At 69.4% G+C, this 19,109-nt stretch carries 21 protein-coding genes and 3 pseudogenes; 7 read left to right on the forward strand and 17 right to left on the reverse strand.

What is annotated here, in order from left to right:
* Positions 1-163: 163 nt before the first annotated feature.
* From ACZOOI_RS28970 to ACZOOI_RS28985, 4 genes and pseudogenes are all read right to left on the reverse strand, one after another.
* Positions 164-1,267, reverse strand: a complete 1,104-nt coding sequence (locus ACZOOI_RS28970) for a sensor histidine kinase (protein WP_465278593.1) — start codon at positions 1,265-1,267, stop codon at positions 164-166.
* Positions 1,260-1,460: pseudogene (locus ACZOOI_RS28975) on the reverse strand (response regulator transcription factor); the annotation flags it as partial. The gene ACZOOI_RS28970 and the pseudogene ACZOOI_RS28975, both read right to left, overlap by 8 nt.
* Positions 1,461-1,713: 253 nt before the next feature.
* Positions 1,714-2,058, reverse strand: coding sequence for a hypothetical protein (locus tag ACZOOI_RS28980; RefSeq protein ID WP_465278594.1), 345 nt, complete (start codon positions 2,056-2,058; stop codon positions 1,714-1,716).
* 248 nt (positions 2,059-2,306) lie between these two features.
* Positions 2,307-2,708 (reverse strand): Imm7 family immunity protein, encoded by a 402-nt coding sequence (locus ACZOOI_RS28985; RefSeq protein ID WP_465278595.1) that lies wholly within the window; start codon positions 2,706-2,708, stop codon positions 2,307-2,309.
* Between the two features lie 175 nt (positions 2,709-2,883).
* Between ACZOOI_RS28985 and ACZOOI_RS28990 the strand changes: the two are divergent.
* A pseudogene (locus ACZOOI_RS28990) lies at positions 2,884-3,092 on the forward strand (sigma-70 family RNA polymerase sigma factor); the annotation flags it as partial.
* 258 nt (positions 3,093-3,350) lie between these two features.
* Here the strand turns inward: ACZOOI_RS28990 and ACZOOI_RS28995 are convergent.
* The 7 genes from ACZOOI_RS28995 to ACZOOI_RS29025 form a co-directional block, all read right to left on the reverse strand.
* A complete protein-coding gene (locus ACZOOI_RS28995; RefSeq protein WP_465278596.1) occupies positions 3,351-3,875 on the reverse strand; it encodes an RICIN domain-containing protein in 525 nt (174 codons plus the stop codon).
* Positions 3,876-4,387: 512 nt separating this feature from the next.
* Positions 4,388-4,999: a TIGR03086 family metal-binding protein gene (locus ACZOOI_RS29000; RefSeq protein WP_465278597.1), complete on the reverse strand. Its 612-nt coding sequence runs from the start codon at positions 4,997-4,999 to the stop codon at positions 4,388-4,390.
* Between the two features lie 285 nt (positions 5,000-5,284).
* A complete protein-coding gene (locus ACZOOI_RS29005) occupies positions 5,285-5,710 on the reverse strand; it encodes a hypothetical protein (RefSeq protein ID WP_465278598.1) in 426 nt (141 codons plus the stop codon).
* Positions 5,707-6,171, reverse strand: a complete 465-nt coding sequence (locus ACZOOI_RS29010; protein WP_465281310.1) for a hypothetical protein — start codon at positions 6,169-6,171, stop codon at positions 5,707-5,709. The genes ACZOOI_RS29005 and ACZOOI_RS29010 overlap by 4 nt, the downstream gene beginning before the upstream one ends.
* Before the next feature lie 413 nt (positions 6,172-6,584).
* Positions 6,585-6,923 (reverse strand): NIPSNAP family protein, encoded by a 339-nt coding sequence (locus tag ACZOOI_RS29015; RefSeq protein WP_465278599.1) that lies wholly within the window; start codon positions 6,921-6,923, stop codon positions 6,585-6,587.
* Positions 6,924-7,303: 380 nt separating this feature from the next.
* Positions 7,304-7,780 carry a flavin reductase family protein gene (locus tag ACZOOI_RS29020; RefSeq protein ID WP_465278600.1) on the reverse strand — a complete coding sequence of 159 codons (477 nt, stop codon included), beginning with the start codon at positions 7,778-7,780 and terminating at the stop codon, positions 7,304-7,306.
* A gap of 319 nt (positions 7,781-8,099) precedes the next feature.
* Complete coding sequence (locus tag ACZOOI_RS29025) at positions 8,100-8,531, reverse strand: DUF2000 family protein (protein ID WP_465278601.1); 432 nt, start codon at positions 8,529-8,531, stop codon at positions 8,100-8,102.
* A 49-nt stretch (positions 8,532-8,580) separates the two neighbouring features.
* On the opposite strand from ACZOOI_RS29025, the gene ACZOOI_RS29030 reads away from it, so the two are divergent.
* Positions 8,581-9,465, forward strand: a complete 885-nt coding sequence (locus tag ACZOOI_RS29030; protein ID WP_465278602.1) for a helix-turn-helix transcriptional regulator — start codon at positions 8,581-8,583, stop codon at positions 9,463-9,465.
* A 338-nt stretch (positions 9,466-9,803) separates the two neighbouring features.
* Here the strand turns inward: ACZOOI_RS29030 and ACZOOI_RS29035 are convergent, their stop codons facing one another.
* Positions 9,804-10,556: a TetR/AcrR family transcriptional regulator C-terminal domain-containing protein gene (locus tag ACZOOI_RS29035; RefSeq protein ID WP_465278603.1), complete on the reverse strand. Its 753-nt coding sequence runs from the start codon at positions 10,554-10,556 to the stop codon at positions 9,804-9,806.
* Between the two features lie 85 nt (positions 10,557-10,641).
* On the opposite strand from ACZOOI_RS29035, the gene ACZOOI_RS29040 reads away from it, so the two are divergent.
* On the forward strand, positions 10,642-12,063 hold the full coding sequence (locus ACZOOI_RS29040) for an MFS transporter (protein WP_465278604.1): 1,422 nt from the start codon (positions 10,642-10,644) through the stop codon (positions 12,061-12,063).
* 168 nt (positions 12,064-12,231) lie between these two features.
* Positions 12,232-12,882, forward strand: coding sequence for an NAD(P)-dependent oxidoreductase (locus ACZOOI_RS29045; RefSeq protein ID WP_465278605.1), 651 nt, complete (start codon positions 12,232-12,234; stop codon positions 12,880-12,882).
* Positions 12,883-13,084: 202 nt separating this feature from the next.
* Here the strand turns inward: ACZOOI_RS29045 and ACZOOI_RS29050 are convergent, their stop codons facing one another.
* A complete protein-coding gene (locus ACZOOI_RS29050) occupies positions 13,085-13,462 on the reverse strand; it encodes an SbtR family transcriptional regulator (RefSeq protein WP_465278606.1) in 378 nt (125 codons plus the stop codon).
* A 30-nt stretch (positions 13,463-13,492) separates the two neighbouring features.
* On the opposite strand from ACZOOI_RS29050, the gene ACZOOI_RS29055 reads away from it, so the two are divergent.
* The 3 genes from ACZOOI_RS29055 to ACZOOI_RS29065 all read left to right on the forward strand — a co-directional run bounded on the left by ACZOOI_RS29055 (position 13,493) and on the right by ACZOOI_RS29065 (position 15,536).
* On the forward strand, positions 13,493-13,861 hold the full coding sequence (locus tag ACZOOI_RS29055; protein WP_465278607.1) for an LLM class oxidoreductase: 369 nt from the start codon (positions 13,493-13,495) through the stop codon (positions 13,859-13,861).
* A 451-nt stretch (positions 13,862-14,312) separates the two neighbouring features.
* The gene (locus ACZOOI_RS29060) at positions 14,313-14,858 is read left to right on the forward strand and encodes a hypothetical protein (RefSeq protein WP_465278608.1); all 546 of its coding nucleotides are present in this window, start codon (positions 14,313-14,315) and stop codon (positions 14,856-14,858) included.
* A gap of 24 nt (positions 14,859-14,882) precedes the next feature.
* A complete protein-coding gene (locus ACZOOI_RS29065; protein ID WP_465281311.1) occupies positions 14,883-15,536 on the forward strand; it encodes a right-handed parallel beta-helix repeat-containing protein in 654 nt (217 codons plus the stop codon).
* On the opposite strand, the pseudogene ACZOOI_RS29070 reads toward ACZOOI_RS29065, so the two are convergent.
* The 4 genes and pseudogenes from ACZOOI_RS29070 to ACZOOI_RS29085 all read right to left on the reverse strand — a co-directional run.
* Positions 15,484-15,659: pseudogene (locus tag ACZOOI_RS29070) on the reverse strand (IS5/IS1182 family transposase); the annotation flags it as partial. The gene ACZOOI_RS29065 and the pseudogene ACZOOI_RS29070 sit on opposite strands and share 53 nt — an antisense overlap.
* A 34-nt stretch (positions 15,660-15,693) precedes the next feature.
* A complete protein-coding gene (locus tag ACZOOI_RS29075) occupies positions 15,694-17,346 on the reverse strand; it encodes an enoyl-CoA hydratase-related protein (RefSeq protein ID WP_465278609.1) in 1,653 nt (550 codons plus the stop codon).
* Positions 17,347-18,330: 984 nt separating this feature from the next.
* A complete protein-coding gene (locus tag ACZOOI_RS29080) occupies positions 18,331-18,477 on the reverse strand; it encodes a hypothetical protein (protein ID WP_465278610.1) in 147 nt (48 codons plus the stop codon).
* A 205-nt stretch (positions 18,478-18,682) separates the two neighbouring features.
* Positions 18,683-19,090 (reverse strand): winged helix-turn-helix transcriptional regulator, encoded by a 408-nt coding sequence (locus ACZOOI_RS29085; protein ID WP_465278611.1) that lies wholly within the window; start codon positions 19,088-19,090, stop codon positions 18,683-18,685.
* Positions 19,091-19,109: the final 19 nt, after the last annotated feature.

Below are 19,109 nucleotides of genomic sequence, written 5' to 3' on the forward strand. Positions count from 1 at the left end.
GGACGGCGGACGAGGAGTTGCGCGTCCACGAACCGCCGGCCGTCTGCTCGGGCGCCGACGGCTTCGTGGTGTGGAGGAGTTCGTGTGGCGCTTCGGCACCGGACGCGGGCCGGGGCCGAACGCCGGGGCCGAACGCCAAAGCCAAACGCCAAAGCCAAACGTCCTACCGTCCCCGGGGAAGTCGGATCGTGACGAGGAGACCGCCGGTCGGGCGCGGTGTGAGGTCGAGGGTCCCGTCGTGTGCTCGGACGACGCTGTGCACGATGGCCAGCCCGAGGCCGACGCCGGCCTGCTCGTCGGCGCGTACGCGCCCTGTTCCGCGTTGAAAGGGTTCGGTGAGGGCCGGTACCAGTTCCGACGGGAGCGGATGGCCCGTGTTCTCGACCCGCAACACGCTCGCGCCGTGCTGCGATTCGGTGTGGATCGCGACGGTGCCGCCGGTGGGGAGGTTGTGGACGATGGCGTTCTGGACGAGGTTCGTCACCATCCGCAGGAGCAGCGCCGCGGAGCCGACGGTCTGTGTTGTCTCGCCGGTGACGTCGAGCGTGATCCGGCGCTTTTCGGCGAGCGGAAGCAGCGTTTCGGCGGCTTCTTCGACGATGAGGGAGAGGTCGACGGGCTCGCGGGTGAAGCTCCCGTGGTCGGCGCGGCTGAGCAGCAGGAGCGCCTCGGTGAGGTCGATCGCCCGCGTGTTGACGGTGTGGAGGCGTTCGATGACTTTGCCCTGGTCCGGCGTGGGGTCGTTGCGGGCGGCGTCGAGGAGCGTCCGGGAGATTGCCAGCGGGGTGCGCAGTTCGTGGGAGGCGTTCGCGGCGAACCTTTGCTGTTCGGCGACGTGGGATTCCAGTTGTTCGAGCATGATGTCGAACACGTCGGCGAGTTCGCGGAATTCGTCTCGGGGGCCTTGCAGACGGATCCGGTGGGACAGTGATCCGTTCGCGGCCATTCGTGCCGCGGATGCGATCCGGGTGAGGGGTGCGAGCATTCGGCCGGCGAGGATCCATCCTCCCAGGAGGCCGAACACGAGTAGGCAGGCCAGTGCCGTGGCCGCGGCGGGGACGAAGCCGCGCAGGAGGTCGGAGCGACCGGGTCCGACGATGATCACGCCCCCGAACCTCTTCTGGAGGCTCGGGGCGTCGTCGTCTCGTACCCAGCGCAGCATGAACACCCAGACCACGGCCAGCAGAAGCACGCCGGCGACGAGTAGGAAGCCGGCGTAGCTGAGGGTGAGTTTCAGTCGGGCGCTGAGCCTTGGGCGTCTATACATGAGTACCGCCAGGGTGGGTGGTGTCCATGCCGGTATCGATTCGGTGGCCGACGCCGGACACCGTGGCAATCAGCCAAGGTTCGCCGAGTCGTTCGCGCAGGGCGGTGACGGCGATGCGGACGGCGTCGGTGAAGGGGGCGGCCTTGGTGTCCCGGGCCTGCTTCGGGGGCTCCTCGCCACTGATGACGCCGCCACCGATGACACCGCCTTCGGCGGCGATCGCTGCCGGCCGGAGGTCGTCACGGACGGCTTCGGCCGGCAAGAGCTCGTCCTCCACGATCAGCACGCACATCCCCAAACCCTAAACAGGACGGCGTATCGCCGACGTATGCAAACCGGCACACCCCTGCCAAACCCCTGCCACGCCCCGGCGCGGCGCGCCGACGCCGGTACTGTCGCCATCCGCGCCTGCACCACCGCGGCGCACAAGGCGCTCGGCTTGTCGTTCAACCTTCGCCGATCTCGTAGGGCGGAGACCGGCGATTCCAGACGGCGTCAAACTTGTCGATGATGCGGCGGAGTTCGCGGGCACCGCGAGGTGACAGAGCCGGTGTCACGGTGTCGAGGAGCGCACGGGCTTCGAGAGGATTGCCGCAGCAGTACCAGTGCACGTTGCCGCACTCGTAGTCATGCCACAGTTCGCGCTGGGGGCGGTGGACGTAGTCCTTCCACAGCCGCACGGCCGAGCCGACGTCTCCCGGCTCCAGGTAGTTGCGGGTGCGCTCCAGCCGGAAGATCTCCGACAACGTGCGCGCAGACAGTCCGTCGATGGCCGACGTCGTCTCCTGCACGCTGTGGCGGGACTTGCCGGCTGGGATGTGCCCCGGCCGTCTACGCGGCGTGGGCCTTTCGGTTTGTCGTCATGCCGCACATGTTGTCACGACCTCGGGCGGGAGCACCCCGCCGGGGCGTGAGCCCTCTTTCACCGGGCTGCAGCGGTACCAACCTTGGCCTTGCGCGTGACGACGCTCTTGGAATTCGGCCGTGGCGCGCATTTCGTGATGCCGCGCGCCGCTCGTCCAGACGTCTCCTGACGGATCTAACCTTCGAAGGGATCTTCAAGCACCGGGATGCACGGCGACAGCAGCGAGTCCGGGTACTCGGTCAGTTGCCCACGGACCATCCTGATCACGCGAACCTCGTTTTCGTGACCGGGGTCCTCGTCGTCGCGCACATGCAAAAGGCCATAGGACCCTGGCGCCCGATCGCCGACCTCGGCGAAGAACGCCAGGATCTCTGCGTCACGATGGTTCGGGAAGCCGCCGAGGTGGATGAATACCTCTCCATTCATCCAGCGCAGATCCAGCAGGTAGGGACTGTCGATCTCCCGGATGCGTTCCTGGATGCCCTCGGCGACGCTTCGAAGACGATCGTCGCCGTGGTCCGCATCCTCGGCGCCCGCACTGGGCTGAACGTTGATCCACCCGTGATACTCGAACATCTTTCGGACCCTACAAGTCCTCGTTGTGACGGCGGCCGGGCCAGGACGAGGGCTCGTGGCAGTTCGAACCATGCTCGCCCTTACGCCCCGCGTCTGATCGCCTCGCGAGTTATCGTGCTCGTGACAGAGGCAGAGGGGTGTGGGCGTGACGGTCGAGGCTGAGGGTTTCGATGCTCTGGTCGAACCGTTTCGTTCGGAGTTGCCGGCGTACTGCTACCGGATGCTCGTTCGGTTCACGACGCCGAAGACTTGGTCCAGGACACGTACCTGCGGGCGTGGCGGGCGCGGGAGCGGTACGACGAGAGTCGCAGTTCACTGCGTACCTGGCTCTACCGGATCGCGACGAACGTGTGTCTGACCGCCTTGGAGACCTGCGGCCGCCGCCTCGCGATGCACAACTCGCAGGCCCTTCGGCGGAGTGGACACGGGCTTTGGGCCGTCGCCGGCGACGATGTCTGGTCGGCGGCGGGAGCAGCCCTGATCGCCGGTGGTGCCTTGGCCGATGTCGGGGCCTTCGTGGTTCGACGTCGGTCCAACGCCCGCGTCGATGTCACCGCCACGCCCCTGTCCACCGTGGCGACATGACACCGGCCGGCCTCGTCCCGACGGGACGAGGCCGGCCGGTCGCGGCGGGTCACGCGCTTACACGTCGTACGGCAACGTCCAGCGTATGCCGGGCTGTCCGACACAATCCCAGAGCTGGGCGCGGGCGCCGTTGGACCTGGAGGAGTTCTCGATCTCCAGGCACCGGTTGCTGGTCCAGCTGACGATCTCCGACGACTGGGTGCCGGACTGCCAGAAGAACGCCCACAGTGCGCCTTGCTGGCCCACGCAGCTCCACTGCTGGACACGAGCGCCGTTGTAGCCGTTGGAGTTCTGGACTTCCAGGCACTTGCCGCTGTTCTTGTTCACGATCTTGTAGAGGCCGTTGGTCTGCCGCACCGGGTACCAGTCGTCGCCGCGCCGGGAACTGCACGACCATTGCTGGACACGAGCACCATTGGCGGTGGAGGAGTTCTCGACTTCCAGGCACAGGCGGCTGTTCGTGTTGACGACACGATCGAAGTCCACCAGAGGCGGGGCGGCCCCGGCGGTGGAGGTGCCCGCCGTCATGAGCAGGCCTGCTGCCGCGGCGAGTATGCCGAGTGAACGTCTGCCCAACCCCATAAGTGGTTCCTCTACTGTCGGATTCAGGGCGCGCCAAAGCCGCTCACGCACGCGTGAGCGGACCTGTGAAGGTGTGGTGTGCTCCGCGAGTTGGTCCATCGCAGCCTAGGCGGCGACGCTACGGGGCGCTGTCCGGATCACGCGACACAACGCCGCCGACCCGTCGCGCCCATCGCACGTACCCCTGAATGACGGCACGTTGGGCGTCGTGGGCGCAGCGAACAAGCCGCCGGCTTCCAGCACGGCGGCAACGACCGTTGCCTTCTCCCCGCGGGAACCGTCGAGCACGTACGCGCGCATCACCTCGCGTTCGCAGCGGACGCGACTCCGCTTCCCGCCCCCTCGGCGTCGAGGAACGCCGCCACGTGGGCCGGGCCCTGCGCCTCACCGGCGAAACACGCCTGAGACCGGCGACCTGCCCGCCGACGCAACCCGTGTCATTCACCCCGTTCCGTGCCCTTGGCGGGTGAAGGAGAGATGAGGGTGCTGCTGGGCCGTGGACGCCCCGGGCTTCACAGCTGGGGGTTTCGGCCCATGCGGTGCAACAGCCGGTCCTGTGGCGATGTGTCGTGGGCGGGTTCCCCGTCCGGTGCCGCGAAGAAGCGATGCGTCGTTTCGGCGGCGACGGGAGTCTCCGCCAGGCCTGCGTAGATCTCGTCGAGATGGGAGCCGATCCACCCGACCAACCCCGCATCCAGGGCGTCGTCGACGTCGATCGCCCGGGCCAGGTCCCACGTGTGGATCACGCTGTCCGTGGTTCGCACGGCGATCGCCTGCTGCCCGTTCACCCGGCCCAGTGGATAGTCGAGGACGCGCTCCAACGCACCGGGCAATGCGAACGCGGCTGCGCATTCGCGCACCGATCGGATGTACGCGGCGGCCGGATCCGTACCCGACGCGTCCTCGTCGCGGAGGCGAATGAAGTCCGCGCCGGTACCGCCGTGAAGGAGTTGAACGTAGCCGACGTTACCCCGGGTCATGTGGTTGACCAGTTGCCGTACATCCCACTCACTGCAGGGGGTGGGCCACGTCCACTGTTCCGGCCGCACCATCCGCAGGCGTCGCTCGAATTCTCGGCCGGCCAGGACGAATCGGTCGATGAGTCCCTCGCTTGAGTTGAGCACGTGTCCCAGCATGGTCGCGAAGGTGACCCATGGCCGGCGGAAATCGGACCTCGCTTTGCCCATGGTCCGGCCCGGCGGGCGTTGCGCCGGCAGGGCGCAGCGACGATACCTCGCAAGGTCGTTGCCCGACCCTGGACGGAGGGCGTCCGGGTTGTGCGGCGGGGCCCAGGAGTTCGGGTACGCCCAGACGGTGTGGTGGGGTTCGAACGTGCGGGCGAGGTCGCTGACGGGGGTGGCGCAGTGGGCCAACTCATCGAGGCGTCGACGCCCGCCTTGGAGCCGCCGCTACGAGCGGGCGCACGCCGTGAATGCCAGGACGTAGCACAGGACGTCTTCGCCGATCGCCGCCGGCAGTGCGGGAATTCCGGTGTTCGCGGCGGCCTGGCGCCACGCCTCACCCCAGATGGCGCCGCCCACCGAGGCGCCGGCTCCCACGAGGGCCGCGATCGTCGCCCCACCGCCTGTACGACGGGCCAACATCGCGGCGGCCGTCGCTCCCAGCAGGACACGCGGAGCCAGGCCCGGCAGGCTCAGTCGCGACGGGACGTCGGGACGCTTGTCCGCGACGAGTTCGCCGATGGCGGCCGAGCCGACGGCGAGCCGCGACAACTTGCCTGCGCCGCGAGTGGTCAGGCGAACGGCCGTGATCCCGGCCTGGCTTCGGCCGCCGCTGGCCGCACCCACCAGGAAGGCCCGCATGAGGGCGCTCACTTGGGGTCCATCGTCGCGAGCGCCGCGTAGGTCGTGAAGCCGTAGGCGATGTGCGGCACGATGTCGGCGAGCCAGTCGGCCGTCGACCACGTACGCGGGTCCGACACCCGCAATCCGGCCATCGCGCCGTTGGCGGCGATCATCGCGGCGGCGCCCACGAGCAGTGAACCCGCCCAGATCGGCGGCCGTAGGCCGATGCCACGCAGCACGCCGAAAGCGGCGCCCACGCCTACGCCGGTCGCGATGCCCGACAGCGCGCCGAGCCCGGTCAATCGGTTCGCGCGCGTGTCGGAGTCACCCTCGACCGGGCGCCCGATGCGGCGCGCGATGGTGGCGATGGTGCGTTGTGGCGTTTCACTGGCCGGGCGCGCCCGGCCGGCCATGTCGGCGTAGGTGACCGCATCGAGGGCGGTGGTGCCGGCCGCGCCGGCGGCGGCACCCCGCAGGATCCCTGAGAGCATGACCACCCGTTGCCCACGCGCCGTATCGGCAAACCGTCGTCGAGCGACCCGTCCAGATTCGCGTCGGCCGATTCGCCGCCGTTCCCAGAGCTGTCCGCCCTCCGCTGCCACCCGGTCGTCCATCCGTGCGCGAGTCCCGCGCCCGGCGGCGCACACTGCCCGGAGCCGGCCAGCCGTGCGTCCGCCCCCGGACGCGCAGGGCGAGCGCTGCGGTTGCCGTTGGGCACGCGGATCCCGGCGCTGCGGTTCGGCGAGGGCCCACCCGGGCCGCCCGGGTCGGGTGGGACCGGGCCGGGGGACGGGACCGGCCGGGGGCGCACCGAACCTCGGGCGGTGCGCCGGGCCCGACGTTGCCGGGAACACCCCAGGAACCGGTTTCGGTCGACCGTGTCCGCCTGCCGGTGTCGATTCCGTCAATCCCGCGGCACGGCTTCGGGAGCGACGTCCCCCGGCAGTAACGGCCGCATGAACGTGCGCTCGTAGCGCACGACACAACCGCTCTCGTCACGAATGCGATCCGCGGCCACGAAGTCGGGATCCACGCCGAACAGGTCGCGGTACCGCTCGTAGGCGGCCAGGCTCGGGAAGCTGAACAGGGCGAGGGCCCGGTCGCTCGCCCCCTCGGCAGGCAGGAAGTAGCCATGGTGGGTCCCACCGTGGCGACCCACCAGTTCCATCCAACAACGCCCGAACCGTTCGAACGCCTCGATTTTGGCGGGATCGATCGTGTAGTCGACGACGCAAGTGATCACCCGAACATCCTTCCCATCCGAAGAGGCTTTCATCACGGTTCGTCATGCGACCGCAGATCTCGACCGCCGCCCCGGTGATGTGTTCGGCGCAGGGGGCCGCCCATGGTCGGGATGGGAGACGCTCACAACGAGTCCCCGCCCGAGCTGATGACGTGCCGGGGAAGTCATCAGCCGATCCCTGCGTTGGCGACTATGCGGCCGGCTGCTCTTGCCGCAGCAGCTTGGCGGGTGCCTGGAGCCGCCCGGCTTGGTCTTCAACGAACCAAGCAACCCCAATGCCGCCCAGGGCAGTTCGGCGACCGGGCACGCCTCGCCCTGCCGGCCGCAGGCACATGCCGCATACCCCACACCGCACGCAGCGCGTCCGCTGTCGCCCGGGGTCAGTGCTCCGGATGGCCCGGGGCGAGGTCTCGGACATCGTCGTAGGTCAGCAGGTCGGTCCGGGTCGGGTCCGGATGCCCCGGGGCCTCGATCGGAGCCAGGACGATCCCGGTGTGGTCGCCGAGGTCGACCGCGTCCACGACCCGACCCACGAAGCGCCGGGGGCAGTCGGTCAGCAGCGGGACGCCGGCGGGGCCCTCGGTCCACGCGCAGTGCGCGAATTTGTCCATTCGGTCGCCGGTTTCCTCGCCGAACAGGGCCGCGAGCGGGTGTTGACACGAATCCGGCGCGTGTACCGCGAGTACGGGCGCGGCGGTGGCGACGCCGTGGGTGTGGTTGAGGGTGGAGACGCAAACCAGGAACCGAGGCGGTTCGATGCTGCACTGGGTGGCGAAGCCGACCAGGCAGCCGGAGCGCTCGCCGGTGTCCGGTCGGACCGCGGTGACGATGAACATCGGGTAGTCGAGTGCCGCCACGAAGGCATCGAAATCCGCGCGATCACCGGGATCAGGACCGGGATCGAGACCGGCACCGGAATCGGTACGGGGTTCGGGACCCACCGGCTCCGTGTGACCGCTCCGCGAGTCGTCCACCATGTCCACCTTCCCCGTGCCGCTCGTAGCGCTCGTAGCGCTCGTACCGCCTGTTACGACCAGGGGGTTACTGCCCGCCACCACCGGTCCTACGCTCCCGCGCGCTCTGCCCATCGCACGGCGTCGGCGTCGCGGAAGCATCGACGCACTGGAAGCGCGTGCGCACCTGCGTGCCGCTGCAGCCCGCGATGGGTGCGGTTCGTTACGGATGCATCTCCGCCCCCTTGAGGACCTTGTCGACCACGTTGCGCGGCCCATGAACGGCCATGCCGACCAGATCCAACCGCTCCCGCCGGACGCCCCGTACGGCCGCCCGGTTGTCCCGGTCGTTGCCGGTGGCGAAGAGGTCGGCGGTGAACACCGCCACCGGTAGACCGCGACCCACCGCCCGGGCGTTGGCCGAGGCGAGCAGTTCACCGCTGCCCTGGAAGACCAGTACCGGCTGCCGGAACATCGGCAGATAGGTGGTGTCGTCGGCATCGGCATAGGGTTCGCCGATCACCTCGGGGATCCGTGTACCGAGGCCGCTGACCAGGAACGCGGTGACGTTCAACCGCTGCCATACGGCCAGGTCCGCGCGCAAAAGCACGGCGATCTTGGTGTCGAAACGAACGGGTGCGAGCTGGGTTTCCATGCCCGCATCGTCTCCTCGGCGGACGGTGATCGTCTTGTACGATCCTGACATGGTTGCCGGCTCGGAGATCGTGGCGTGGCGGCCGTCGGTGGCCGGTGTGAACGAGGTTCTGCACGCCCACATGACCGATCACGCGTATCCGATGCACACGCATGCCGCGTGGACGCTGCTGATCGTCGACGACGGCATGGTCAAGTACGACCTGGATCGGCACGAGCACGGCGTGCTGCGGCGCGCGGTGAGCCTGTTGCCGCCGCACGTCCCGCACAACGGCAGCGCGGCCACCCCGACCGGGTTCCGCAAGCGGGTGCTCTATCTGGACTCCTCCCACGTGGCCGACGACCTGATCGGCCGGGCCGTGGACCATCCGGTGCTCGACGACCACGCACTGCATGGACGGGTGCATCGACTGCACAGCTTGCTGCCGCGACCGGGCGAGGAATTGGAGGCGGAAAGCAGGCTCGCGTTCATCGCCGAGCGGTTGCGTGGGCACCTTCTGGGTCGAGTCGCCGCACCTACCGTCGTGCGTGACGCCGGATTGGCCCACCGACTGCGCGATCTACTCGACGCGCGTTTCGTCGAGGGCGTCACCCTCGGTGCAGCGTCCGAACTGCTGTACGCCCACCCGACCCATCTGGTCCGCGCCTTCGGTCGGGAGTTCGGCATCGGCCCGCACCAGTACCTGACCGGACGCCGGGTCGACCTCGCCCGCGCCCTCCTGCTGGACGGCATGCCGCCGCACACCGTCGCGGTAACCGCCGGCTTCTACGACCAATCGCATCTGAACCGCCACTTCAAGCGCACCCTCGGCATCAGCCCCGGCCGGTTCGCCCGCACCGGGGCACGTTTGACGACCGCCGCCCGGCCGACCGCGCGGAGCACGGCGAGCACGGCGCCTGGTACCACCGCGTCGACGCCGGGCGACAACGGCTGAGGGCCGGCCTGCGCTCGGTCCCACTCGGTCCCACTCGGTCCCGCGCCGTGACGGGTTCGACGGCGCACGCGGCCCACCACCGACAACGCCCGCCGTTGGGACAGCCGGCCACATCGTCGTTGCTGATCCCGTGCCCCCGTGCCCCCGCGCCCCGTGCCCCTGTGCCCCCATGGCGCCGAACGCCCGCCCGGGAAGGTCGCCCCGTCGTATGAGCACGTCGACGAAGACCCGGTACGCGAGGACGCGGGCCGCCCGCCCCGGCCACTGCCACCGCGTCCACCGCGTCCGTTGCAAGTGGTCCCGTCGAAAGGGGAGTCGGACGTGGGGATGGCCCGCGGTCACATCGGCGTGGGTGCGGCGGTGTCGTCCCGGTCGGATGTGGGCCGGCTGGGGGGTTGGGCGAGGAGGCCGTCGATGATCACGCGAAGCTTCCACGCGGCCCTGGTGTTCCGGTCGCCGCCGGTGAGCGTCGGTGCCAGGGCTTGCAGGGTGGGGTACCGCTCGGCGGGCAACGCCCGGAAGGTGGCGTCGAGTCGGGCGGTGAACGTCTCGGGCCCGGTCGGGTCGGCGTCGGACGAGGGTTGTGTGGGGGTCCGCCGGGGCCGTGGGTCGTCGGCGTTCTCCAGGGCGGTCGAGTAGATGTACTGGCCGAGCAGGTCGATGGCCCAGGAGCAGGCGTCGTCGTCGAGTCCGCCCGCCCGGAGCAGGCGCGCCGCCTCCTCGGTCAGGCGCAGGCCGTGCGGGCCGGGGAGGGCGTCCCGCAGGCCGACGGAGGCGATGTCGTTGTGGGCGGCCAGGGCGGCGACGATGCGCCCGACGAGCAGTTCGAGGCGGGTACGCCAGCCCCCGTCGCCCTCGTCGGGCACGACCACGTCGGCCACCGCGTGGTCGAGGACGAGCGCCATCAGCTCCTGCCGATCGCGGACGTAGACGTAGAGCGAGGCGGGACCGGTCTCCAGGGCCTGGGCGACGCGCCGCAGGCTCACCGCTTCGCAGCCCAGCTCGTCGACCAGCGCCATGGTGGCGGCCAGGACGGCGTCCAGGCCGAGCATGGATTTCGAGGGGCGGGAGCGCGAGCGGGCTTGCGGCATGGCACAACCCTACCTTGACGAATGCTGTTCGTTAAGGGCATCCTGCTTGACGAACAGTGTTTGTTAAGCCTGGTTGGGAGACCCCGTGACCGTTCCCGCTTCGACGTCGCCCGCCCGCGCGGCACCGCCCGCGGCCCATCCGCATCGGTGGCGGATCCTGGCGGTGGTGCTGCTCGCCCAGGCCCTGGACCTGCTGGATGCGACCGTGATGAACGTGGCCGCCCCGTCCGTCCGCGCCGGGCTGGGCGGCGGCGCGGCGATCATGCAGTGGCTCACCGCGGGGTACACGCTCGCCTTCGGCGTCCTGCTGATCGTCGGTGGTCGGCTGGGTGATCGATGGGGTCGGCGGCGGTTGTTCGTGCTGGGCGCCGCCGGGTTCACGGTGGCCTCCGCGGTGTGTGCGGCGGCGCCTTCGCCGACCGTGCTGGTCGCGGCTCGGGTGGCGCAGGGCGCGCTCGGTGCGTTGATGATCCCGCAGGGGTTCGGCGTCCTGAGCGCGGTGTTCGACGAACGCGAACGCGGCCGCGCGTTCGCGACGTTCGGACCGGTGATGGCGCTCGCCGGCGTCGGCGGCCCCGTCCTCGCGGGCGGCCTCATCGCCCTCGACCCGGCCGGACTCGACTGGCGGCTGATCTTCCTGATCAACCTTCCGCTCGGCGCACTGGCCGTGGTCGGGGCGCTGCGGTGGATGCCGGCCGACCCGGGGGACCCGCTGGTGCGGATCGACCCGCCGGGTGCCCTCCTGGTCGCCATGGGGTCCGCGCTCGTCGTCCATCCGCTGATCCAGGGCCGGGAAGCGGGTTGGCCGTGGTGGACGTTCGCGGAGATCGCCGCCGGCCTCGTGGCCTTCGCCGCCTTCGGTCGACGTCAACGCACCAGCCGCTCACCGGTTCTGGTGCCCAGCCTGCTGCGTAAACCCGCGTTCGTCGGTGGCCTCGCGGTCACCGCCGCGTTCTTCACCGGCCTCGGCGGACTGCTGCTCGTCCTCTCCCTCCACCTCCAACTCGATCTCGGCCGGTCCGCGTGGGAGACCGCGCTCTCCCTGTCGCCGCTCGCCATCGGCATCGGGCTCGCCTCACTCGCCGCCCCGGCGGCGGCGGTCCGGCTCGGCCGCGCGCTCCTGCAGTTGGGGCTGGGGATCGAGGCCCTCGGCACGCTCGGCCTTGCCGCGGTGGCCGCGTCGGGAAGTCCGGTCTGGACGCTGTCGATACCCACCCTGGTCGTGGGCCTGGGCGTGGGCCTGGTGTCCGGCACTCTGGTCCGGTCGATCCTGGCGGCGGCCGAACCCGCGGAGACGGGCAGCGCATCGGGCACCCTCAATGCCCTCCAACAACTCTCCACGGCCCTGGGCGTCGCGGTGTTGGGCACCGTGTACTTCGCCACCCACGACCCCGGCGCCCCCGACCCGGGAGCGGACGGCCTGGTCATCGGCGCACTCATGGTCACCGCTACCTGCCTGCTCGGCGCAGCCCTCGTACTCCTGCTGCCCCGTACTCGCACCCCGTAGCCGAAAGACGGACGGGGCCACGCCCGGGGTCGTCCCGGATCAGCCGGTATTGGGGTCGCACCGTGCACCCGTGCACTCATACGCCCGTACACCGCACGCCCGCCGCCGCCCGTCGCCCATGCCCCCGACGAGTAACCCGCATCAACCCACCACGTGAGGACCCCCGTCATGAGCAACGTCATCGTCTTCGGAGCCAACGGTCGCACCGGACACCTCGTCGTCCGGGAGGCCCTGCGCCTGGGCCACGACGTCACCGCCGCGGTGCGCGAGCCGGCCCGGTGGCAGCCCCCGGCCCCCGACGAAGACTCGCCCGGCGCGGGGAAGCCGAACGTCGTGCGGGCCGACGTGCGCGATGCCGCAGACGTACGCTCCGCCGTCGAGGGCCACGACGTCGTGGTGTCCGCCATCGGTCCGCCGGGGCGGCACGCACACGGGCTCTACTCCGATGCGGCGCGGACCATGGTGGCCGCGATGGAAGACGCCGGCGTACCCCGGCTGATCGCGGTCACCTCGGGCGGAGTCCATCACCGCGACCCCAACTTCCCCTGGTGGTACCGCAATCTCGTCACGCCCCTGGTCCGGGAGTTGTACGACGACATGCGGCTGATGGAAACGATCGTCCGCGGAAGCACCGTCGACTGGACCTTCGTCCGCCCCGCCCGATTGCAGGACGAACCCCCCACCGGCAACTACCGCGTCCTCGACGGGAGCAACCCCAAGGGCGGCCGGAAGGTGACCCGCACCGACCTCGCCCACTTCGTCGCCCGCGAGCTCGACGAACACCGCTGGTCCCACGCCGCCCCAACCCTCGCCGAATGACCCACGAGGCTCGGGCGCTCCGGCCCACCGTCCGCCGCCGAACGATCGATCGCCACCCGGCACTGCACACGCACGGTGCCGGCGAACCAACGGGCGCAGGTGATCACGGTGGTCCGGTGAGGCTTCGCTCTGCGGCCTGACCCGGTTGTTCCACAGGGCCGGCGATCCGCGACGGACACGGGGGCGGTCGTCTGGGACCGCGTCAGGGCGAGGGCGTTGTGCCGGCCGCCGCGTGTGCGGCGTCCAGGACCAGGTCGAGCAGTCGTTCGGGTCGGCTCGGACCGTCGTCCCGCGTGGTGGCGAGGGCGATCCCGGCGACGAGTTGGACGAGGTCGCCGGAGTCGACGTCGGTGCGTGCCGTTCCCTCGCGTTGCGCCCGCGAGAGCACGGTGTCGGCGGCGTCCAGGACGATCCGGTGGCAGTCGATGCCGAAGTCGACGGTTTCACCGAGCATCGCGACGACGCCCATGCCTTGGTGGAGTCGTGCGTGCGCGAGCAGGGCCGCGAACCAGGCGGCGAGCGCGTCGTCGGGTGTGTGTGACTCGTGCAGGGCGTCGGCGAGACGGCTGAGGGCCGTCACGCGGTCTTTGACGATCGCGACCATCAGGGCTTGGCGGTTGGGGAAGTGCCGGTGGTGCTGGACACCGACGTGGCACGGGCGCGCGAGTTGGCCGCCGCGCATGTGGCGATGTACGTTCAGAGCGCGCCGCACCAGCAGGCCAACGTGCGCAGGCTGGGATTCGGCGACGAGGACATCGTCGGGGGGACGAGCCGGCGCCTCGTCGACGCGATCGTCGCCGACGGCGACACGGATGTGCTCCGGCGGCGGGTGCGCGAGCACTTGGACGCAGGCGCCGACCATGTGTGCGTGCAGGTCCTCACGGCGGCCCCCGGCGAACTCCCCGTCCGGCAATGGCGCGAGCTGGCACCGGCGTTGACCGATCTGGGCAAAGGCGCCGCAGCGGCGGCCTCTCGATGACTGTGCTGCGGAGGGCGGCCGAAGGTGCCACGGGCCGGCTCGTGACCGTCCCGGGCCGAACGGATTCGCGCGAACCGAACGGTAGCGCGACGAACGGGATCCTCTTTTGCGACGCCCTCGGGGACCGATGCCTCGGGCGAGGTAAGGCGTAGCCGCCTTGCGCGACCGCCCGGGCGCGGCGTACGTCTTTCTCATTCTTTATCGACAATTCCAGGGTGTTGGATTTGGTGTCCGAGGGGTATTCCGGCGGCTTTTCGGCATCTTCCCGCCGGGGTTCGTAGTGCCGCGCATCCAGTCGCGCATCCATTCGAACCTGCGATGCCAAAAAGGCTGTTGCTTTGTGGTGCCGAGAGACGGTATCTTGTCCGAGTTTCCCTCCGCATGCGCGCGTTCCGCGTTTCCGCGCCTGGTTTGTCGGATTCGGAGGAAATTTATGAGACCCTGGGGACCGTTGTCTCGGCAACGACTCGTCGCCGGCGCGGCAGCGCTTGTGGCGGGTATTTTCTTGCTGCCTGCCGCGGCGTTTGCGGACGACAATCCGCCGCCCGCGAATTCTGGCGGCCACAAGACGCACACCCGGACGGTGGCGGACCTTGAGAATCCGGCATTCCAAACCGTCGAAATCCCGGCCGAGAAGTCGGCCCGGCAGTCGCGGGAGAATTCCGCGGCCAAGCCGGCGCCGCGTGCGACCACAGCCATCAAGACGCTGTACGTCCGGCCCTATTGGTGTGCCGTCGACCTCGGTGACGGCACTCAGCAGAAGCCCTTCTGTCGGCTCCAGAACGCGGTGGACATCGCCGCCGCCGGCGACACCATCATGGTGAATGGGCCGGACGTGTCGTCGGCCACCCAGGAAGCGGTGACCATCCGCACCTTCGGGATCTCGATCGTGGGGACGGGAGATCCGGAGATCTCCGCATCCAACGAGAATGCCGGCCGAGCCGCACTCACTCTCGACGGCGTGACCGACGTATCCATTACGAATCTGGTCCTGTAGGCGGTCGGCAAGCCGGCGCTCGACATCAAGGGATCGAGCCGGATCAAGATCGATTCGGCCTTTGCGAAGACGCACCCGAACAACAAGGACGGCATCGGCCTCCCCGGGATTGCCATCGACGGTACGTCGAGCGATGTCACGGTCAGCCGCACGTACGCGGACCCCCGCAAATGGGTACCCGGCGCGGCCGGAATCTCGGTGGGCCCGGGGGCGGGAAACGGCACCCTTTCCGGTAACCTGATCGGGGTCTCCGGAATCACGGCGACCAATGTCAGCAACCTGACCGTCACCGGCAACACGATTCAGCGGGTTTGCGGTCCGGCGCTGGAAATCTCCGGAACGTCCACCGCCGTGGATGTGCGCAACAACTTCATCCTGGACAGCAATGCGGCAACGCAGCAGACCACCGGCGGTTGGAAATCCGACTGCATGGCCAAAGGCTTCGGTTGGAGCCAAGACGTCGTAGTCTCCGCCGACTCCGCGGCCGGAACCACATCCGACTACAACGCTTTCCATGTCGCCGGCGACAACGCGACGGTGCCCTATCGGTGGGCCGGCACCGACTACGCGACTCTCGACGCCTTCCGGGCCGCGACCGGGCGGGGTGCCAAGGATGTGCCGGATGCACGATCTTCCTTGCGGCGTCCGTTCCTTGGCTGGTCACGGGCACGTTGGTAGGGGTCTCACGCGCTGGGTGTCGATGCCGGAGCCTGTGGGTTCGGGCTTGCGGCCCTCCTTCGCGTGGGCCGGTGCGGTGAGGTCGTAGTTGAGCCGGGAGAAGTCTCCTTCGTTGCGCCAGGCGACTCAACGCCTCGATCCATGCCTGAATCCCCACTCAGAGCTTGAAGACGAATCGGTGGCGTTTGTCCGCGAAGCCTTGGCGGTCCGCGAACATGTCGAGGGCCATGGCCTCGAGTTCCTCGGCCTCGTAGGCGGCGACCGGCTTGGAGGCGCCGTCGACGGCGAGAGTCTTGCGTTTGGTTTCGATGGTCTGCTCGTGTGTTTCGACTTCCGCCCGGGCCAGGTCGGCCAACCACCTGTCGAAATCGGCTTTCCCCGCGGGGCCGATGCGGTCGAGGAGGCCGATGGCGAGCGCGGTCTCGGCATCGATCGGCCTGCAATCGGTGGTGAGTCGTCGGGCCGTCGCGTCGCCGACACGCCGGGGCAGAGTGTAGGTGTGCAGTTCCGAGCCGCTCAGTCCCATGGTCGCGTAGTGCGGATTCAACACGACGCCCGGCCGGGCGACGACCACGTCGGCCCCGAGCGGGAGCATCACACCACCCGCGCCGGCGTTTGCCTCGAACGCTGCGACAAGGACCTGTCCGGTGCTGATGAGGATGGCGCGGCAGACGGCGTTGATGGCCGTGATGTTCGACCACGCCTCCAACGCCGGTTGATCGGCGGCCTCGATGACGTTGAGATGGATGCCGTTGGAGAAGAACTCGGCACCGCCCCGCAGGACCAGGACCTTGGTGTCCCGGATCGTTGCTTCGCGCAGCGCCGACAGGAGCCGTCCACACTGGCGTGTGCTTATGGCGCCGTTGTAGAAGTCGAACGTGAGGTATCCGATGTCGCCCTCACGGCGGTATTGGACATCCGTGTACGGCGAGCACGTCGCCTCGGGCAGGGCCGCGACGTCCACGCCGTAATCGCCGCGCGCCAGCGTTTGCAGTGCGGGAAGCTTGCAGGCAGGGGCCGTTCGTTCGGTCTTGGCGCGCATGTGTCCGATCCATACGCTGGAGTCCCGGGCCGCCACGCACACGGCTTCGTGATGCCGTGCCACGATCGTGCCCGGGAGCGCTCCGGCCACCGGGCCGTCCAAGCGCGCGTCGTAGAGATAGGCGGCCCGGGAACCGATGTTCGCGAGCACCCCCGGGAACCCGTCCGCTGCCGCGATCGAGCGGACGATGTCCGATCCCGGTGAGTCCCACCGGAACGCGCGGTCCGTTTGTGACATCGCCGGACGCAGGCGAGTCGAAGGCACCGCCTTCGGGTATTGCTCTGCCGGCACGGGGCGGAATGCGGGATCCCCGGCCTTCTCGGCGACCTCGAGAACGCATGCGACGGCCGCATCGGCGACGGGCCCGTTGTAGACGGCCGACTTGCGTGCCGGAGGTTCGCTCATCGGGAACGTGCGCGTCGCCCAGATGGGCCCCGCGTCCATTTCCTCCACGGCCGACAGGGCTGTCACGCCCCAGAGCGGCTCACCGTCGGCAATGGCCCAGTCCAACGAGGAAGGCCCGCGATCTCCGACCGCGCCCGGATGAATGACGACCGTGGGCCAGGCTTTCCAGACGGACGACGGGATGCGCGTCTTCAAGAACGGGCAGATGACGACATCGAAATCCGCCGGGACGACCGCCCGCAGAATGTCCGACTCATCGGCGACCACGGCGAGTCGCACCTTGTGGCCGGCCGCCCGAAGAGCCAGGTCGGCACGTTGGGTCAGGCCGTTGTTGCCACTGGCAAGGAGAAGGATGCGTCGCACGGCGTTTCCATTCACTTCTTCGATCGTCGGAGCCGAACATTCGTAGAGGGCATGCGGCTGTGAACGCGCATGGCAAAGCCTGTGATCTGCCGCCGAGTGCGTCCGTATGGGAAGACATCGGGGCGGAGGCGGCGGGTTTCGACGTGGGGTGTCATCCGCGTGTCCGTCCGGACCGGGACTGCGCCCGTGACGTGGCGCAGCGCCGGGCAGGTGGCCTGAGCGTCCGGTTCGCTCTCGTCCCTCCCGGAACATCGGCCCTTCGTCCCGGGCCCTGATCACCAGGCTGCCCTTCGCAAGGGCAGGCCGTGCCAACCACAGTCTCCATCGGAACATCTCCCGCCACCTTGTGGCCTCATCGACACGCCGCCCGGCCCAACAGCCGGGGCAGCGTTTGCGATCCGGGTCCCGCCGCGCGCTCACGACTGTTCGGCCACGCCGACGGTCCCCGGCCCGGTCGTCGATCACCCCGGGCGCGTCGCGCCCCGACGGCCCCGGCGAGATTCACGCAGTGCGGGCGACACCCGGTGCCACGGCCAGGCCGGACGGTGCGGTCCGACCGTGACCCTTCTCCTCAGGCGCCCCGAACGGACCGGCACGGAGAGGCCGAGCACCCGCCTACCGTGACGGTCGAACCGCCGTGCGACGGCCGAAAACGTCGATGACGTCGGACCGGTCTCGCACCATGGCCCGCATGTCTCCCGACGAAGGCGCGGACGGCGGGGGTGTCCGCGTCGGAGGGGTTGAGCCTCACCAGGTGGTTGCGGTCGGCCCGGGTGCGCGATGCGTAGGCGCGGCGTGGTGCGGTGCGGGCGTCGGGGGCGGGTCGTGCGGGGGAGGAGTCGCAGGTGATCCGGCCGCCGTTCGCGCGTTCGAGGATGTGCCGTTCTCCGGGTTCGAGCGGGACGTCCGCCTGGATCTTCTCGATTTTGTTCGAGAGTTCGGCGAACAGGTCCAGCGCCGAGGTGGGTCCACGTTCGGCGGTGATCACGACGATGCGGCCGGGCTGGGCTGGGCGTGGCCGCCGTCCCGGGCCGGATACAGGTGGTAGGCACCCTGCCGGTCGAGCATGTCGGTGGCCGAGCACGAGGTCACCGCGCTGGACATGAATGCCGTGTACCTGTCCGCGCTCAAGACCCACCTGCCGATTCCCACTGCGCCACGCACTGAGCGACTGTCCTTTGACAGCGAACCCAGTCGCTGCTTGCCCGTCGCGGTCCAGTTGGCAGATTCGCAAATGCTTCGCGTCCAGGGTGGCCGATTCGCACTGGACCCTGCTTCGATCGGGAGGTTCGGTCCCTGCTTGTGAGGTGCTCTGTCCGCCGGCTTGCGGGTGTGATCAGTCGGCGGCCGAGCGTTCCTGGCTGCGCTGGTTTGCGCGGTCGACCTCGGCCATGTGTTCCTCGGCCCACTCACGAAGCCTGGCCAGCGGTTCTTCCAGTGTCGTGCCGAGCGGGGTGAGTCCGTAGTACACGCGTGGTGGCACCGACGCTTCCACCCGACGGCTGACCAGGCCGTCCCGGGCCAACCCTTGAAGGGTGACCGACAACATCTTCTGCGAGACGCCGGCCATCCTGCGCTGTAGTTCCGCGAAGCGCACCTCCTGCGGGGACGCCTCCGCCAGCACTTTGATGGTCATGGACGTCCACTTCGTGCCGATCCGGTCAAGCAGACGGCGGGTCGGACACTGCGGATCGAACAGATCTCCACGATTCCCGTGAGGGGGGCGCCGCGTCGAGGAGGTCACCTGGAACTCACCACCTGTG

This window comes from Embleya sp. L77 (assembly GCF_055557415.1).

Bases quoted from the DNA above. Each gene is read 5' to 3' on its own strand.
- ACZOOI_RS29030 (WP_465278602.1), top strand. From the start codon at position 8,581: ATGGTTGCCGGCTCGGAGATCGTGGCGTGGCGGCCGTCGGTGGCCGGT.
- ACZOOI_RS29010 (WP_465281310.1), bottom strand. From the start codon at position 6,171: ATGCTCTCAGGGATCCTGCGGGGTGCCGCCGCCGGCGCGGCCGGCACC.
- ACZOOI_RS28985 (WP_465278595.1), bottom strand. From the start codon at position 2,708: ATGTTCGAGTATCACGGGTGGATCAACGTTCAGCCCAGTGCGGGCGCC.
- ACZOOI_RS28970 (WP_465278593.1), bottom strand. From the start codon at position 1,267: ATGTATAGACGCCCAAGGCTCAGCGCCCGACTGAAACTCACCCTCAGC.
- ACZOOI_RS28995 (WP_465278596.1), bottom strand. From the start codon at position 3,875: ATGGGGTTGGGCAGACGTTCACTCGGCATACTCGCCGCGGCAGCAGGC.
- ACZOOI_RS29045 (WP_465278605.1), top strand. From the start codon at position 12,232: ATGAGCAACGTCATCGTCTTCGGAGCCAACGGTCGCACCGGACACCTC.
- ACZOOI_RS29035 (WP_465278603.1), bottom strand. From the start codon at position 10,556: ATGCCGCAAGCCCGCTCGCGCTCCCGCCCCTCGAAATCCATGCTCGGC.
- ACZOOI_RS29025 (WP_465278601.1), bottom strand. From the start codon at position 8,531: ATGGAAACCCAGCTCGCACCCGTTCGTTTCGACACCAAGATCGCCGTG.